This window comes from Flavobacterium sp., from assembly GCF_043756175.1.
Taxonomy (GTDB): Bacteria; Bacteroidota; Bacteroidia; order Flavobacteriales; family Flavobacteriaceae; genus Flavobacterium.
Genome location: NZ_JAYURN010000170.1, coordinates 46,038 through 61,466, shown reverse-complemented (window position 1 = coordinate 61,466; position 15,429 = coordinate 46,038). Strand labels below are relative to the sequence as shown.

The window sequence follows — 15,429 nt, the reverse complement described above, 5'->3', positions numbered from 1 at the left end:
TTTGGGGCAATTTGTGTACCAATATCTTCGATATGATTGTTGGTGTCTAATATTTCAAAAACACGATTGGCGGCAATCATTCCCATTTGCATTTCGTTAAACTTATCTGCAATTTGACGTAATGGTGTAAAAAATATGGATATATACATCGTAAAAGCAAACAAATCTCCTTGTTTTGTAAATGGATCGTCGTTTAAGATTAACATGGCTCCATAATAGACTATAAAACTTAATGATAAAGACGAAATAATGTCTGCAATTGGAAAAAATATAGAGTTATACCAGACATTTTTTACCCAAGCTTTTCGGTGTTTGTCATTTATTTCTTTAAATTTTTCGAGTTCAATATCTTCTCTAGTAAAAAGTTGAACGATTTTCATACCTGTAACACGTTCTTGTACGAAAGTATTCATGTTAGAAATTTGGTTTCTTACTTCTTCGAAAGCAAGTTGCATTTTTCTCTGAAATATTCTAGTTATATAAACAAGGATTGGCATTGCGGCAAGAATAATCATGGTCAATTTCCAATTCATGTAAAGCATAAAAACAAATACCACTATCATTTTAAGCAAATCACTTATAATCATAAATAAACCCTGACTGAAGATTCTTGCGATAGATTCGATATCAGAAACAGAACGCGTAACTAATTTCCCCACAGGTTCGTGATCAAAATAACTAATTTTGAAACTTGTCATGTGTTTAAAAAGCTTTATTCTAATGTCTTTTATAATGTCTTGTCCCAACCAGTTTGCCCAATAAACAAAGTAGAATTGTGATAACACTTCGAGAATAAGGGAACTTGCCATAAGAATTACGAATAAAGAAAATCCGTTTTTGTCTTTGGGTAAAACATAATCATCTATTATGTTTTTTAGTAAATAGGGGCGAAGTGCTGCAAAAATCGCTAATAATATTGCCCAAACAATGACGCTATAATAACGTTTTTTGTATGGTTTGGTATATTCTAAAATCCTTTTGAAAAGGGTTGTGTCAAATGCTTTCATCTTTCTTTATGTACGGATATTCGATGTTTGTGAGAAATAAACCATGTGCTGGAACCGAAAATCCCGCGTTTTCTCTATTTTGAGATTCAATTATTTGTATAAAATCATCAATAGTTATTTTATGCAAACCAATATTAATAAGTGTTCCTACAATGGCACGAACCATGTTTCTTAAGAATCTGTCTGCTGTAATGGTAAAGATAAGTTGTTCTTTTTCTATTGTCCAAAAAGCTTCGGTTATTGTGCAGTTATATGTATTTACATCGGTATTTGTTTTCGAAAAACATTTAAAATCGGTAAACTTTAATAATGATTTTGCTGCTTCATTCATAGCAATGACATCTAATTTTTTTGATGAATACCAAGCTAAATCATTAGTGAAAACATTTTTGTAAGTCGAAATGTGATAATTGTATGTTCGTGAAGTAGCATCAAATCTGGTATGAGCTTGATCGTGAACGTGAATTATATCAAAAACAACAATGTCTTTTGGTAAAAACGAGTTTGCTTTATGAATAAATTTTGCATTATCGATAACAATATTAGTATCAAAATGGCCATACATTTGTTTGGCATGCACGCCAGCATCAGTTCGACCAGCACCCATAATATCTATTTCTTCCTGTAAAAGTGTCGAAAAAACCTTCTTTAAAGTTTCTTGTACCGACGTAGCATTGGGTTGGTATTGCCAGCCATGATAATGTGTTCCGTTATAAGCAAATTCGATAAAATATCTCAAAACAAAAATTGATTTTTTTACAAAGATAAAAGAAATCGGTTGGTAATTATACAAAAAAGCAGAGAACAAAATGCCCTCTGCTTTTTAAGAATTAAGTAAGTATATTATCTTCTTCCGTTTCCGTGGCCATTTCCATGTCCTCGACCTTTATTTTGTTTTTCGCGACCTTTGTAATGTTTATGATCATCATCATCATCATCATCTCTATGATGGTTGCTTACATAAACTCTTCTGTTTTCGTAATTTGGACGGTAATATTCTTCACGATAGTTTCTGTAGTTTGAACGATAATATCTGTCTCTGTGATTGTTAAAGTACGCATAAGGAGAATGACCTCTATAATCTATCGCCACTCTATATCCGTTATTCACATCATAATTATGACAATATTCTGGTAGATATAGCGAACGAATCCAACCTCTTGGTCCAAGATAAATATAAACTGACGAACGAACATCATAGTAAGCTTCTATCTCTGGAAGGTAGTAATAATCACATTCAGATTCGTGATGATTGTACCATGTAGGACGTGGTGAATTGATATTTAAACTAACCGATACTTGTGCATTAGATTGTAATGTAAATAGCAATATAAATGCTGCGATGATAAATTGTAATTTCCTCATGATTTATGGTTTTATTTATGAATAACTTAATAAATATATTTGTTGTTTATCAATTTCCAACAACCGTGCCATAAATTTTTGTGAGATTATTAAAAAGTAAAATTTAACAAATATCGATACACTTTTTCAGTGGGTAATCCGACAACATTGGTGTAAGAACCATCAATGTTTGTTATTCCTATCAATCCAATCCATTCTTGAATTCCGTAACTTCCGGCTTTATCGAAAGGTTTGTAGTTATCTAAATAATATTTGATTGCTTCATTGGATAATGTACCAAAAGTAACTTTGGTAATATCATTTACAATTTCGGTTTTGTCTTTGGTTTTAAAACAAACAGATGTAATAACTTCGTGAGTTTGATTTGATAATTTTTGAAGCATAGCAAAAGCGTCGTCATAATCTTTTGGTTTACCTAAAGCTTCGTTTTTTAACCAAACTAAAGTGTCACTGGTTACTAACAGTTCATTTTCAAGTAAATCGCCATCAAATGCAGAAGCTTTTAGTTTGGCTAAATAATCGGTGATTTCTAAAGATTGTAAAGTTTCTGGAAAAACTTCTTCGATTTCTTTGAGTCGAATTTCGAAATCGAAATCTAAATTTTTGAAAAATTCTTGTCTTCTAGGCGAGCCAGAAGCTAAAATTATTTTGGTGTTCTCGAACTTTTTATGCAACATAATATTTCATATTTATTCCGATTACTGCAATAGAAATGATTCCGAAAAATATAACCAATTTCAAAACATTACTTAAATGATGAAATTCATTTTTTGTTTCTGCCGACCATATTTTAATCATAAAATAGAGTAGTGGCCCAACTAAAAAAAGGAAAATATAAGCTGTTGTATATTGTAGATGAAACAAATAATTGTACACATAATATAAGATACACAAAACAGGAATAAAACTTAATACAAATACTAATTTTGAAGTTCTAGTAGTGCCAAAAACTACTGGTAAAGTTTGCATATCTTGATTTTTGTCGCCAATTACGTCTTCTAAGTCTTTAACAATTTCTCGAATAAAATTAATTATAAAGGCAATAATAGCAAAATCGAATAAAACAGAAAGCACAGTAGACATCGCTTTTTTATTTGCTTCATCAGTAGCTGGGATTATCATAAAAATGCCAATAATAAGGATACTAAAAGATAGTAAACTTGCAATGACCACATTTCCTATAATCATAATTTGTTTTAAACTCGTTGCATAAATATACAATAAGGCTGATGGGATTATAAAAAATAGTAAAAAACTAGGTTTCATGACTAGATTAGATAAATAAAATCCGATACAGACACCAATAAGTGTAAAAGTGACATACAAATTGTAAGCTAGCGATTCCGAAACTGATTTTCCGACCACAACATCGTTTGGTTTGTTGTCTAAATCGGTGTTGGTGTCAAAAATATTATTAATGATATATCCACCAGCAGCGATGCAAACCGTTGAAACTATTAATAAATAGTATTGCCAAATCGCCAAAGCAAGATCTATATTTTGTAATTTTAAAAATCCGTACAAAAGAATAAGTTGCATTAATGCAATCATAATTAAGTTTTTGTATCGAATGAGTTTTAGGTATTTCATTTTTTTTATTTTTTGTTTGTCAGTCTGAGCTTGTCGAAGACCTTTTCTAAAAATCACTTCGACAGGCTCAATGTGACATTTTTAATCGTGTTTTCCATCAAAATAAGTAAGCCATTTTCCTTGCACTTTCATTACTTGTTCTATCACATCACGAACAGCACCATTTCCTCCATTTATGTGCGAAATATATTTTGAAACTCCTTTTATTTCTGGGGAAGCGTCTTGCGGACATGTTGGTAATCCGACTAACTTCATAACATGATAATCAGGAATATCATCTCCCATATACAAGACTTGTTCGGGTTTAATATTGTATAATTCGATATATTCTTTAAAGGTTTCTACTTTGTTTGGAGCAGCAAGATGAATATCGGTAATGCCTAAATTTCTCAATCGGATTCTCACGCCTTCGTTGCTTCCTCCAGAAATAATGCAAACATTATAACCAGATTCTAGTGCTGCTTTCATAGCAAATCCGTCACGAATGTGCATTTCACGGAGCATTTCTCCGGTTGGAGAAACATGTACTTTTCCGTCAGTTAGTACGCCATCAACATCAAAAATAAATGTGGTGATGTCGTTCATAATTTCTTTATAGCTTTTTGCCATTATCGATAATAGATTTTGTTAATAGTTTATAAATTTCCTTCTGGTTTTCGTTAGTTAGAAATTGCAAATGCGAGTTAATAGTTTGTGTGTCATTTCGTTTTGCAGGTCCAGTTTGCGCATCATTTGGCGAAAGTAAAGAAATCTTGTTTGCTGTTTCTTGTATTAAAGGTTGTAATATTTCGAAAGGAATGTTATTTTTATTGCAAATATCGTTTCCAATTTTATACAAATGATTTACAAAATTATTGACAAAAACTGCCGAAACATGCAACGCTTTTCTTTGATTTGAATTGATGTTAAAAATCTTTTCAGAAATAGATTTGGCTACCGTTTCCAGTAATTTGTAATCTTCATTATTTTCGGCTTCTAAACAAATTGGAATTTCATTAAAATTAACTTCTTTGCTTTTTGAAAATGTTTGCAACGGATAAAAAACACCTTTTCTATTTTTGTTATTTAAATCAGTCATGGTAATACTTCCCGAAGTGTGTACGACTAATTTTTTTTCAATATTTAATTGATGAGAAACTTCTGCAATAGCATTATCGGAAACCGAAATAATATACAAATCAGCATCAATTAAATCATTCAAATCGGTTGAGATTTTTGAAGAATCGATAATATTTTCAAGGTTTTCCTTATTGCGAGAAAATGCTTTAATAACATCGATATTATCACTTTTAGCGAAAGCTTTTATCAAATGTTGCGCAACATTTCCCGAACCTATTATTACTACTCGAATCATTTGGCTAAAATAAATAAAATTTACTAATTTTTTAGAATTTATAAATTTGATAAACCAATCATAATTTATGCTTAAATTATGTCTATTTCTCTATTTGAAACAAACATTTTTGAGTATTTTTGTTGCACTTAAAAAATACGACTCCAAATTTATTATGGAAAAATTAAAATCGATACTCTTTTCAACAAGATTAATGGCAATATTGTTTGTTGTTTTTGCAATTACAATGGCTATAGGAACATTCATAGAAAGTAAATACAACACAACAACCGCAAGGATTTTAGTTTATAATGCTTGGTGGTTCGAAGGGATTATGGTCTTTTTTATGATAAATTTTGTTGGAAATATAAAGCGTTATCAGTTATTTAAAAAAGAAAAATGGGCAACACTTATGCTTCATTTGGCTTTTGTATTAATTCTTTTAGGAGCATTTGTAACCAGATACATCAGCTACGAAGGTATGATGCCTATTCGTGAGGGGGCCTCGGAAAATCATTTTTATTCAGACAAAACATTTTTAACTGTAAATGTCGATGGAGAATATAAAGGCGAAATGAAGCGCCGTACTTTCGAACAATCTGTTTTGTTTTCGCAAGCTACCAATAATTATTTTTCTTTGAATAAATCTTTCGATAAAACACCATTTACAATCGAATTGAAAAAATTTATTATGGGTGCAAAAGAAACCATAATAGAAAACAAAAACGGAATCGATTTCTTGAAAATGGTCGAATCTGGTGGCGGAACGAGACACGAACATTTCCTAAAATCGGGAGAAGTTGTAAATATTCATAATGTGTTGTTTTCGTTAAATAAATTTACAAAAGGTGCAATAAACATCAATACAACTTTAGGAGCTTACACGATAAGTACTCCGTTTGAAGGTGATTTTATGCGAATGGCTGACAAACTGAAACGAAAAGTAACTAAAGATGCTACCGAACCACTCATGATGCGATCTTTGTACAATGTTGGTGGTGCACAATTTGTGTTTCCAGAACCAGCAAAAAAAGGAGCAATTGGTTACGAATCAAGTAACAATTATAAAGCAAATGAAGGAGAAGAAGATGCTCTTGTTTTAGCTATAAAATCAGAAGGACAAGAACGTGAAGTTACGCTTGTAGGTTCTAAAGGAAAAATGGGAGAACCAAAAACAGTTAAAATTGGAAATTTAGATTATACGTTGTCTTTTGGAAGTAAATCGTATGAATTACCCTTTAAGATAAAACTAAATGATTTTATTGCTCAAAAATATCCAGGAACCGAAAAAAGTTATTCTTCTTATGAAAGTCAAGTAACAGTTGAAGACAAACCAAATTTTGATTATAAAATTTTTATGAACCACGTATTAGATCACAAAGGCTATCGCTTTTTTCAATCAAGTTTCGATCCAGATGAGAAAGGAACAGTACTTTCTGTAAGTCATGATTTTTGGGGAACTTGGATCACTTATATTGGATATTTTATGTTGTTTTTTGCAATGATGGCAATTATGTTTACAAAACATTCTCGTTTTACAGACATTAAAAGAAAACTAGAGGTTGTTAAAGTTAAAAAAGCCAATCTTACCGTTATTCTTTTATTATTTGCATTATCTGGTTTTGCTCAAAATCATAAAGAAATAAAACCAACACAAAAACAAATAGATTCTGTTCTAGACAAACGAAAAATTAGCGAAAAACATGCGGAGAAATTTGGACGTTTAATTATTCAAGATTTGGGCGGACGAATGAAGCCTATTAATACCTTTTCGTCTGAATTATTACGAAAAGTAAGTCATTCTGATAAATACAAAGAAATGAATTCAGACCAAGTGTTTGTATCGATGACACAATATCCAACGGTTTGGTATGAAGTCCCGTTAATTTATATAAAACCTGGAAACGATAGTATTCGTAGTATTATTGGGATTGATAAAAATCAAAAATTAGCAAAATTTATCGATTTTTTTGATGAAATAGGAAATTATAAATTATCAAAATATTTAGATGCTGCTTATAAAGCTGCAAATCCTAATAATTTTGAAAAAGGTTTTGTAGAAACAGATAAGAAGATAAACTTAATGAATTCCGCATTATCAGGAAGTATTCTAAAAATTTTTCCAATTCCTAACGACGAAAACAACAAATGGGCATCGTTTGCAGAACTTAATCATGCGGGTTTAAAAGGGATGGATGCTGCTTTTACAAAGCAAATTCTTCCTATTTATTTAATGTCGTTAGAAAATGCCGCAGCAAAAAATAACTATAAGGAACCAGATTTTTATCTTGACGGAATTATAAAATACCAGAAAAAACACGGAAGCAAAGTCATGCCAAGCGAAGAAAAAATAACATCAGAAATACTATACAACAAATATAATATCTTACAAAAGTTGTTTAATTATTACGCTTTTGCCAGTATTTTAATGTTAATTTTTACCTTGTTGAGTATTTTCTTCGATAAAAAATGGTTAAAAATTACTGTAAATGGTTTTCATATATTTATTGGTATTTTATTTGGTTTTCATACAATTGCATTAATTGCAAGATGGTATATTTCGGGCCATGCTCCCTGGAGCAACGCATATGAAGCCATTATATATGTAGCTTGGGCAACCATGTTTTTTGGTTTGGCTTTCGACAAAAAATCTAAATTAACTGTAGCTTCGGCGGCATTTGTTACCGCAATGATTTTTATGCAGGCCAATGCCAATTGGATCGATCCAGAAATCGCAAACCTACAACCCGTACTTAATTCGTATTGGCTTATGATTCACGTTGCGGTTATTGTGGGTAGTTACGGGCCATTTGCATTGGGTATGATTTTAGGTTTTGTGTCGTTGGTGCTTATCTTTTTTACCAATGAAAAAAACAAAACAAAAATGTCCTTAAACATTAAAGAGATAACTTATATCAATGAAATGGCGTTAACCATAGGATTAATAATGCTTACGATAGGGAATTTCCTTGGCGGACAATGGGCAAATGAATCTTGGGGACGTTATTGGGGTTGGGATCCAAAGGAAACATGGGCGCTTATTAGTATAATGGTATATGCCTTTGTAATTCATGCTCGTTTTGTACCATCATTGCGAGGAAAATGGTTTTTTAACCTGATGAGTATGTTTGCATTTGTATCTATTTTATTTACTTATTATGGAGTCAATTTTCACTTAGTTGGTTTGCATTCTTACGCAAGTGGCGAAGCAAAATCGTTAGATTGGATTTGGTATTCGTTAGGAACAATTTCATTAATCGGTTTAATCACGTATCCTAAATACAGGAAATATTATAAAAAATAAAACTATGAAACAATTACTTTGGATGTTTTCATTAATGATTTTAATGAGTTGTAAAAATCAAGAATCAAATATTAAAAATCAGTCTTCTTCGGATGCACAAAAAGGAAATAATATGGTACAAGAATCTATTTATCAGTTTAAAGTAAAAGATATTGAAGGAAAAGAATTCGATTTTTCTTCATTAAAAGGAAAAAAAGTAATGGTTGTAAATACTGCTTCAGAATGTGGACTAACTCCACAATATGAGCAATTGCAAGAATTATACACAGAGTTTAAAGATAAAAATTTTGTAATTATAGGATTTCCTGCAAATAATTTTGGAGCTCAAGAACCAGGAACTAATGCTACAATAGCTACTTTTTGTTCTAAAAATTATGGCGTAACTTTTCCTATGATGGAAAAAATATCAGTAAAAGGTGACGATATGCATTTGTTATATCAATTCCTAACTCAAAAAGCTAAAAACGGATTAGAAGACAATGAAGTAAAATGGAATTTTCAGAAATATTTAATTGATACTGAAGGCCATTTATTCAAAGTAATTGCTCCTACCACTTTACCAATAGATGACGAAATAGTGAGCTGGATTAAAGCCTAAATTATATTATTAAAATAATGATAAATGCACTATTGATATAGTGCATTTATTTTTTGCCATAATATGTTATCAAAATCTGATAAAGCAAGATTTGAAGTATCTGCAGCATCACCCATTCTAATAACTACCATTTTTTTGCTAGGAATAACATATATTTTTTGGTCGTTTTTACCCAAAGCCATAAACATATCATTAGCTCCGTTAGGTATAATACTTCCATAAAATTGCAATTGACTTTGTGGCAAATGAAAACTAGATTTCCCGTTTAGCCACCACAAATAGCCATAAGCTTGATTTATTGTTTGTGACGTATTAGTTGCTTCATTAAAATAAGTTTCGTTTAGGATTTGGTCAGAATTCCATTTTCCTTTATTCAGCATTAGTAACCCAAAACGTGCCATACTTCTAGTTGAACTCCAATAAACCGAATTGTTTCCGCTTTGAATCCAGTCACCATTCATACCAATTTTATCTCTTAATTTGGTATTGAAATAACTACTCCAAGTTTGTCCGGAAGCACTCGCTACAACATCTTGCAGTTTTACATAGACATTATAATAAGCCCATCTTGTACCAGCATCGGCAGTATAAATAAGGCTTGCGGGATCTACAGCATCGGTACTATCGTCTAAACCAGAACTCATAGATAATAAATTTTTGCAAGTAATAAGATTTTCTTTAGCCAACGGAGCACTTGTCCAACCACTTCCTATATATTGTGAAACTTTGTTATTTATGTTTAATAAACCTTCTTGTTGTGCAATTCCAGTTACTGTAGAAGTTAATGTTTTTCCGGCGCTTGCCCAATACCAATTTGCTGCGGCATTGTGACTGTTAAAATAATTTTCCATGACAATTCTTCCATTTACAAGTATGATAAATGATTTAGAATTTTTTAAAGCTAAATAATCTAACAATGGTTGCACCGCCGATTGATTCCAACCTAAAGTTTGAATGCTTTTTGTTTCCCAAACACTACTTCCAATAGTTGGATAATACATAGCTTCTTCAACATGAATTGGAGTAGGAGTGGGAATTGGTGTTGGCAAAACAGTTTCGGTACTACAACTAGTCAAAAATAAAATGCTGGATAATGTAATTAAAATAGCTTTCATAATAATTGGTTTATTTCAAATTTAGACATTAATTTTTCAAAAAGGTTTAATGTATTATTACTATTTTTACAAAATGAAATATTTATGATGTCCCATCATGAACATAGAAAAAGATTTCCTCATAAATATACCTACCGATAGTTTTCGGGACCAATAAAAAATAAATATTATCGATACATGAAAAAGATTTTAATTTTAGTATTTCTAATGTCAATTTGTTTTGGCTGTTCTCAAAAAGTTGATATTTCGAAAATTGATGACCTAAATGGCTATTGGCAAATTACCAAAGCTGTAAATATCGATGGAGATAAGAAAGATTATCCCATAAATGAAGTGTATGATTATTATGAAATAAAAAATAAAAATGGTTTTCATAAAAAAGTTAATTGGCAACCTGATGGGACTTTTTTAGTAAATGATTTGTCGGAAACGGTAAATATAACTAATAATTCTGAAGGTGTTTATATTCAATTTACATCAAAATTTGGAAAACATAGTGAAAGAATCGAATCTATTTCGGAAAAAGAATTGGTTTTAGAAACTGCCGATAAAGGGAAATTATATTTTAGTAAAGTCGTTTTAAATACAAAAAAATAAAATGGCAAAACGAATTAATAATCAAAGCATTGTTGGCGATATTTTGAATCAAATTATCAAAACCAATAAACTCGAATCAGGATTAAACCAAGTTTTTGTTATTGATGCATGGAAGAACCTGATGGGAAACGGTGTGAATAATTATACTCGAAGTGTGGCATTGCGTAATAATATTTTATATGTAGAACTCACTTCGTCGGTTTTGCGAGAAGAGTTAAGTTATGGGAAAGACAAAATCATCAAAATGATAAATGAAGAATTGGGGAAAGAAGTTGTGAAAGATGTAGTTCTTAGATAAATTTAAGTATAAAAAAAATCCCATTTCTTATGAAATGGGATTTTGAATTTTATTCTATTTCTAGTATTAGAATTGCTCTCTTCCTGCAAAGTGAAAAGCACCTTCAATAGCAGCATTTTCGTCGCTATCTGAACCGTGAACAGCATTTTCTCCAATAGAAGTAGCGTATTTTTTACGGATAGTACCTTCGGCAGCATCAGCAGGATTTGTAGCACCAATTAAGTTTCTAAAATCTTCGATTGCATTTTCTTTTTCTAAAATAGCAGCAACAATTGGACCTCTAGACATAAATTCTACTAATTCTCCGTAAAAAGGTCTTGCTGCGTGAACTGCATAAAATTTTTGTGCATCAGCCACTGTCAATTGAGTCAATTTCATTGATACAATTTTGAAACCAGCTTCAGTTATCATGTTTACTATTCCGCCAATGTGTCCGTTTTCAACACCATCAGGCTTAATCATTGTGAATGTTCTATTCGTTGCCATTTTTATTTTTTTAAATTTGGTGCAAAAATAGTCTTTTTTTGTAAAATTTGTAGGCTACTTTGTATAATATATTTTTAGTTTACTGTTCTAGCTAATCTAAATCCGTAAAATTCATAAGTTCTATCTGGTGTTGTGCTAATTCGGTTACTAGTTCTCAAATAACTTTCTTTGCTATCCCAAGAACCACCACGAACCGATTTTTTCTCACCTCTTATTGGACCACTTGGATTGTTTCCATCTTCACTTTTATAATAATCTTTGTTGTACCAGTCATAGCACCACTCCCAAACGTTTCCGCTCATGTCATAAATACCTAATTCATTAGCTAATTTTGTTCCTACAGCATGTGGTCTTTTTTCGCTATTATTTTGTTTCCACGCAATTTCGCTAGAAATATTTGAGCCAGCAAAAATATTGTTTTTAGATTTTTTTCCACCTTTTGCAGTATATTCCCATTCTGCTTCTGTAGGTAGCCTGTATCCATTTGCACTAAAATCGCAAACAATGTTAGGACCTGCAACAGTATAAACAGGATTATATCCGTCTTGTTTACTCAACCAGTTACAATAAGCAATAGCTTCGTTCCAAGTAATATTTGTAATAGGATAATTGTCATTTATTCCCCAAACTTGTTGGGCTGGCATTTTCTTTTTAGTCTTTTTGCAGTATTGTTTCCATTCCCAGACTGAAACTTCTAGTTTGTTTATTGCAAAATTTCCTACAGTAACTTCGTGTTGTTTTTGCTCATCGTTTTCGGCAATTTTGTTTTCGTCAGGTGAACCCATTAAGAATTTCCCACCTTCTACTTTAACCATTTGAATAACTAGGTTTTTAGATTGTTGTCCGTATGAAGTAAGAAAAATGGTAAATATTGATATTGCTGTAAGTAAGTATTTTTTACTCATAATTATTAAATTGTTATTAAAACGTAAATTCGGTGTGCGAAAATAGAGTTATTTTCAGTAAAAACAATGTTTTTCAGTTAATTCGATATTAAAATCGACGAAAATCAGATTTTAACCGTTGAAAAGCATACCGAAAGAGGTTTTAATTCTTTAATTAGCTTTGTGAAGAGTTGGTTTCCAGTTTCTAAATAAAATTCTGAGAAATTAAATTTTCGCTCTTGTAAACTTTTGTTTGGAAATAATTCATTTTGAAGTTGAACGATACTTTCTAATTTTGAAGTATGTACTTTTTTTTCAGCTTTAAGAAGTCTTTTTTCAAGATTTTCTAAGCCTTTTATTTGTTTTTTTTCTTGAGCATTTACAGCTCCAGCAAATGACTTGTCGGTTTTAAGTACTATATTATGTAAAGCTTCAAATTGTTTCTTGAGATGTGTTTTTTGCTCAGAAAAATCGATGTTAATTTCAGAAAACTCATTTGTTTTAGCATCAATTAATACTTGTTGTTTCAAGAATAATTCTTCCCAACTAATATTTAATTTAGTCATCTTTGTTTCTTGCTTTTCATTAATTAAAACTACCGAATTTCTGACTAATAATATGGGAAAAGTTACTTTATGAAAATCGAACATCGCTTTCAGTTCTAACCAATAAGCAATCTCACCACCACCACCAATGTAGGCTAAATTGGGTAAAATAACTTCTTGATATAAAGGACGTAAAATAACATTTGGGCTAAATTTTTCTGGATTTATTTCTACAAGATTTAATATTTCAGTTTCAGAAAATTCGATGTTTGTATTATTTACTTTATAGTTTCCTTCATAAATAATACGTTCCCTAAGCTTATCTTCAATATAAAAAAGATTTATTTCTCTAGGATTTACCTGAATCGAATAATCCTTAAGTTTGGAAATACTTTCCTGGACTTTTTTGTTCGAATTTTGATATAATAATTCGTCTTTTATATAAGGTATAAATTGTTTTTTTAATGCTGCCGAATCACCATCTAAAATTACTAAACCATATTCTCCAAACAATTCATTTGCTAAAAATCTTGTAGCCTCTGCTAAATTTGAATGTTGCAAATAACTATCAGAAAACAGTTTTTTTAGAGATTCTGCATTATTACTAGAGCCCAATTCGGTTCTAAAAACATCAAAAAATGAAGATAAACCTTCAGTCGATAATCTTCCAACTGGACCTTTTGATTCGGTATTCCATCTAAATTTTTTACCTTTAAAATTAAAATGATTTATTTCTTCAAAATCATGATCTTCGGTCGCCATCCAATAAATAGGAACAAAATTGTACTCAGGATAATTACCTTTTAGTTGTTTGCATAAATTTATAGTAGAAATAATTTTATATAAAAAATATAGTGGGCCAGTAAACAAATTGAGTTGATGACCAGTTGTAATTGTAAAGGTTTTGGTGTCTTTTAAAAGTGAAATGTTTTGTTTTGTTAGTTCTGAAATCTCAATTTTAGAGTATTGATTTTCTAAAACATCAACTAGAACTTCTCTTTTTTCAATACCATAAAAGTTTTTTTCTTTTTCTTCAATTTGATTTTTAAAATTTTCAATAGTAGGAAAACTATTGTATAACTGTTCTAATTCTGGTTTTTTTTCTAAATAATCTATAATTAATTTAGAAAAATATCCTGATTTTTGATAACTAATACAGTCAGTTGGCATAATTGAAATTTATTTCTGCTAAATTAATAAAAATAATGTAGCTAAATTCGGTTTAACATAGGCTTATGATTTAATTTTTAATTTTCAAAATACCACCAAAATCATTTAAATAAATTGAACGATTTTAAAATAATAGAAGCTTGTAAATTTCTTACTTTTGGTTAAAATTTAAGATTTTTTATATGGATGTAAAGATTGAAAGTTTTTGGAATCGTATTCTAAATCCAAACGCAAAGATTGTTTCTGATGAGAATTCATCGTGGACTAAAGAAATTGAGTTTCTCTATAAAAATGGTATTAGTATGGAAGAGTCAGTTCGTTATCTTCATTATGAAAAGCCAAGTTTATCAATCTTTAATGATTGGGTTAGTCTTCATAAGAATGAAATTAAAAAAGCAGATGACATTATCGATGAGGTTCTTACTAAAGAAGATTTAGATTTTTGGGACAAAAATGGTTATGTTGTCATTAAAAATGCCATTTCAAGATCTGATTGTGAGGCAACTCAAAATGCGATTTGGACTTTTTTAAGGGCAAATTCTGAAGATCCAACTTCATGGTATAAGAATCATGAAGAGAAAAGAGGTTTAATGCTTAATTTTTCTAATCACCCAACGCTTAATAAGAATAGAGAATCTGTCAAGATTCAAAAAGCTTATGTACAATTATACAAAACAAATAAAATATACAAAACGATCGATAAAGTCAGCTTTAATCCACCAATATCAGAAAATTATTCTTTTTTAGGAAGCAATCTTCACTGGGATGTTAGTTTAAAATTACCAATACCTTATAAATTACAAGGACTTCTTTATTTGTCTGATTGTAATGATAATGAAGGAGCTTTCCATTGTGTGCCAGGTTTTCATGATAATATTTCATCATGGATGAGCAATTTACAAGCCAATGAAAATCCAAGGGAAATTGCCCCAAAATTATTACAGTCAAAAGCCATTACTGGTCAGGCAGGAGATTTTATAATCTGGCATCAAGCATTGCCTCATTGCGCAACACCTAATAAAGGAAAACTTCCCCGAATGGTACAATATCTTACTTATTTTCCTGAGGAAGAAACAATACCCACAGAATGGATATAATTTATAATTATCATTTACTTTTGCAAATAAAAACAATTCC

At 30.6% G+C, this 15,429-nt stretch carries 16 protein-coding genes; 5 read left to right on the top strand and 11 right to left on the bottom strand.

The window, feature by feature from the left end; all coding sequences use genetic code 11:
- The 7 genes from ACH2BP_RS13355 to ACH2BP_RS13325 form a co-directional block, all read right to left on the bottom strand.
- Positions 1 to 1,007: ABC transporter ATP-binding protein (locus ACH2BP_RS13355; RefSeq protein ID WP_395060693.1), on the bottom strand; the 1,007-nt coding region annotated here is incomplete at its 3' end.
- On the bottom strand, positions 994 to 1,746 hold the full coding sequence (truA, locus tag ACH2BP_RS13350; protein WP_395060691.1) for a tRNA pseudouridine(38-40) synthase TruA: 753 nt from the start codon (positions 1,744 to 1,746) through the stop codon (positions 994 to 996). The genes truA and ACH2BP_RS13355, both read right to left, overlap by 14 nt.
- 104 nt (positions 1,747 to 1,850) lie before the next feature.
- On the bottom strand, positions 1,851 to 2,372 hold the full coding sequence (locus ACH2BP_RS13345) for a hypothetical protein (RefSeq protein WP_395060689.1): 522 nt from the start codon (positions 2,370 to 2,372) through the stop codon (positions 1,851 to 1,853).
- 89 nt (positions 2,373 to 2,461) lie between these two features.
- On the bottom strand, positions 2,462 to 3,049 hold the full coding sequence (locus tag ACH2BP_RS13340) for a Maf-like protein (RefSeq protein ID WP_395060687.1): 588 nt from the start codon (positions 3,047 to 3,049) through the stop codon (positions 2,462 to 2,464).
- Positions 3,039 to 3,962 (bottom strand): geranylgeranylglycerol-phosphate geranylgeranyltransferase, encoded by a 924-nt coding sequence (locus tag ACH2BP_RS13335; protein ID WP_395060685.1) that lies wholly within the window; start codon positions 3,960 to 3,962, stop codon positions 3,039 to 3,041. Before ACH2BP_RS13335 ends, ACH2BP_RS13340 begins: the two co-directional genes overlap by 11 nt.
- A gap of 81 nt (positions 3,963 to 4,043) precedes the next feature.
- A complete protein-coding gene (locus tag ACH2BP_RS13330) occupies positions 4,044 to 4,571 on the bottom strand; it encodes a KdsC family phosphatase (RefSeq protein WP_395060683.1) in 528 nt (175 codons plus the stop codon).
- A complete protein-coding gene (locus tag ACH2BP_RS13325) occupies positions 4,555 to 5,316 on the bottom strand; it encodes a Rossmann-like and DUF2520 domain-containing protein (protein WP_395060682.1) in 762 nt (253 codons plus the stop codon). The genes ACH2BP_RS13330 and ACH2BP_RS13325 overlap by 17 nt, the downstream gene beginning before the upstream one ends.
- 154 nt (positions 5,317 to 5,470) lie before the next feature.
- On the opposite strand from ACH2BP_RS13325, the gene ccsA reads away from it, so the two are divergent.
- Both ccsA and ACH2BP_RS13315 read left to right on the top strand, forming a co-directional pair.
- On the top strand, positions 5,471 to 8,599 hold the full coding sequence (ccsA, locus tag ACH2BP_RS13320; protein WP_395060680.1) for a cytochrome c biogenesis protein CcsA: 3,129 nt from the start codon (positions 5,471 to 5,473) through the stop codon (positions 8,597 to 8,599).
- A 4-nt stretch (positions 8,600 to 8,603) separates the two neighbouring features.
- Positions 8,604 to 9,197 (top strand): glutathione peroxidase, encoded by a 594-nt coding sequence (locus ACH2BP_RS13315; RefSeq protein WP_395060678.1) that lies wholly within the window; start codon positions 8,604 to 8,606, stop codon positions 9,195 to 9,197.
- Between the two features lie 29 nt (positions 9,198 to 9,226).
- Here ACH2BP_RS13315 and ACH2BP_RS13310 read toward each other — a convergent pair whose 3' ends face one another.
- Positions 9,227 to 10,312, bottom strand: a complete 1,086-nt coding sequence (locus ACH2BP_RS13310; protein ID WP_395060676.1) for a serine hydrolase domain-containing protein — start codon at positions 10,310 to 10,312, stop codon at positions 9,227 to 9,229.
- Positions 10,313 to 10,489: 177 nt separating this feature from the next.
- On the opposite strand from ACH2BP_RS13310, the gene ACH2BP_RS13305 reads away from it, so the two are divergent.
- Both ACH2BP_RS13305 and ACH2BP_RS13300 read left to right on the top strand, forming a co-directional pair.
- Positions 10,490 to 10,909, top strand: a complete 420-nt coding sequence (locus ACH2BP_RS13305; RefSeq protein WP_395060674.1) for a lipocalin family protein — start codon at positions 10,490 to 10,492, stop codon at positions 10,907 to 10,909.
- Position 10,910: 1 nt separating this feature from the next.
- Entirely contained in the window at positions 10,911 to 11,207 is a 297-nt protein-coding gene (locus tag ACH2BP_RS13300) for a DUF721 domain-containing protein (RefSeq protein WP_395060672.1), read from the top strand.
- Positions 11,208 to 11,273: 66 nt separating this feature from the next.
- Here ACH2BP_RS13300 and ACH2BP_RS13295 read toward each other — a convergent pair whose 3' ends face one another.
- From ACH2BP_RS13295 to bshC, 3 genes are all read right to left on the bottom strand, one after another.
- The gene (locus ACH2BP_RS13295; protein ID WP_395060670.1) at positions 11,274 to 11,693 is read right to left on the bottom strand and encodes a nucleoside-diphosphate kinase; all 420 of its coding nucleotides are present in this window, start codon (positions 11,691 to 11,693) and stop codon (positions 11,274 to 11,276) included.
- A 74-nt stretch (positions 11,694 to 11,767) separates the two neighbouring features.
- Positions 11,768 to 12,598 carry a formylglycine-generating enzyme family protein gene (locus tag ACH2BP_RS13290; RefSeq protein WP_395060668.1) on the bottom strand — a complete coding sequence of 277 codons (831 nt, stop codon included), beginning with the start codon at positions 12,596 to 12,598 and terminating at the stop codon, positions 11,768 to 11,770.
- Positions 12,599 to 12,702: 104 nt separating this feature from the next.
- Positions 12,703 to 14,292, bottom strand: a complete 1,590-nt coding sequence (gene bshC, locus ACH2BP_RS13285) for a bacillithiol biosynthesis cysteine-adding enzyme BshC (RefSeq protein WP_395060666.1) — start codon at positions 14,290 to 14,292, stop codon at positions 12,703 to 12,705.
- A 302-nt stretch (positions 14,293 to 14,594) separates the two neighbouring features.
- Here bshC and ACH2BP_RS13280 point away from each other — a divergent pair, with 302 nt between their 5' ends.
- Positions 14,595 to 15,389 carry a phytanoyl-CoA dioxygenase family protein gene (locus ACH2BP_RS13280; RefSeq protein WP_395060664.1) on the top strand — a complete coding sequence of 265 codons (795 nt, stop codon included), beginning with the start codon at positions 14,595 to 14,597 and terminating at the stop codon, positions 15,387 to 15,389.
- The last annotated feature ends 40 nt before the right edge of the window (positions 15,390 to 15,429 follow it).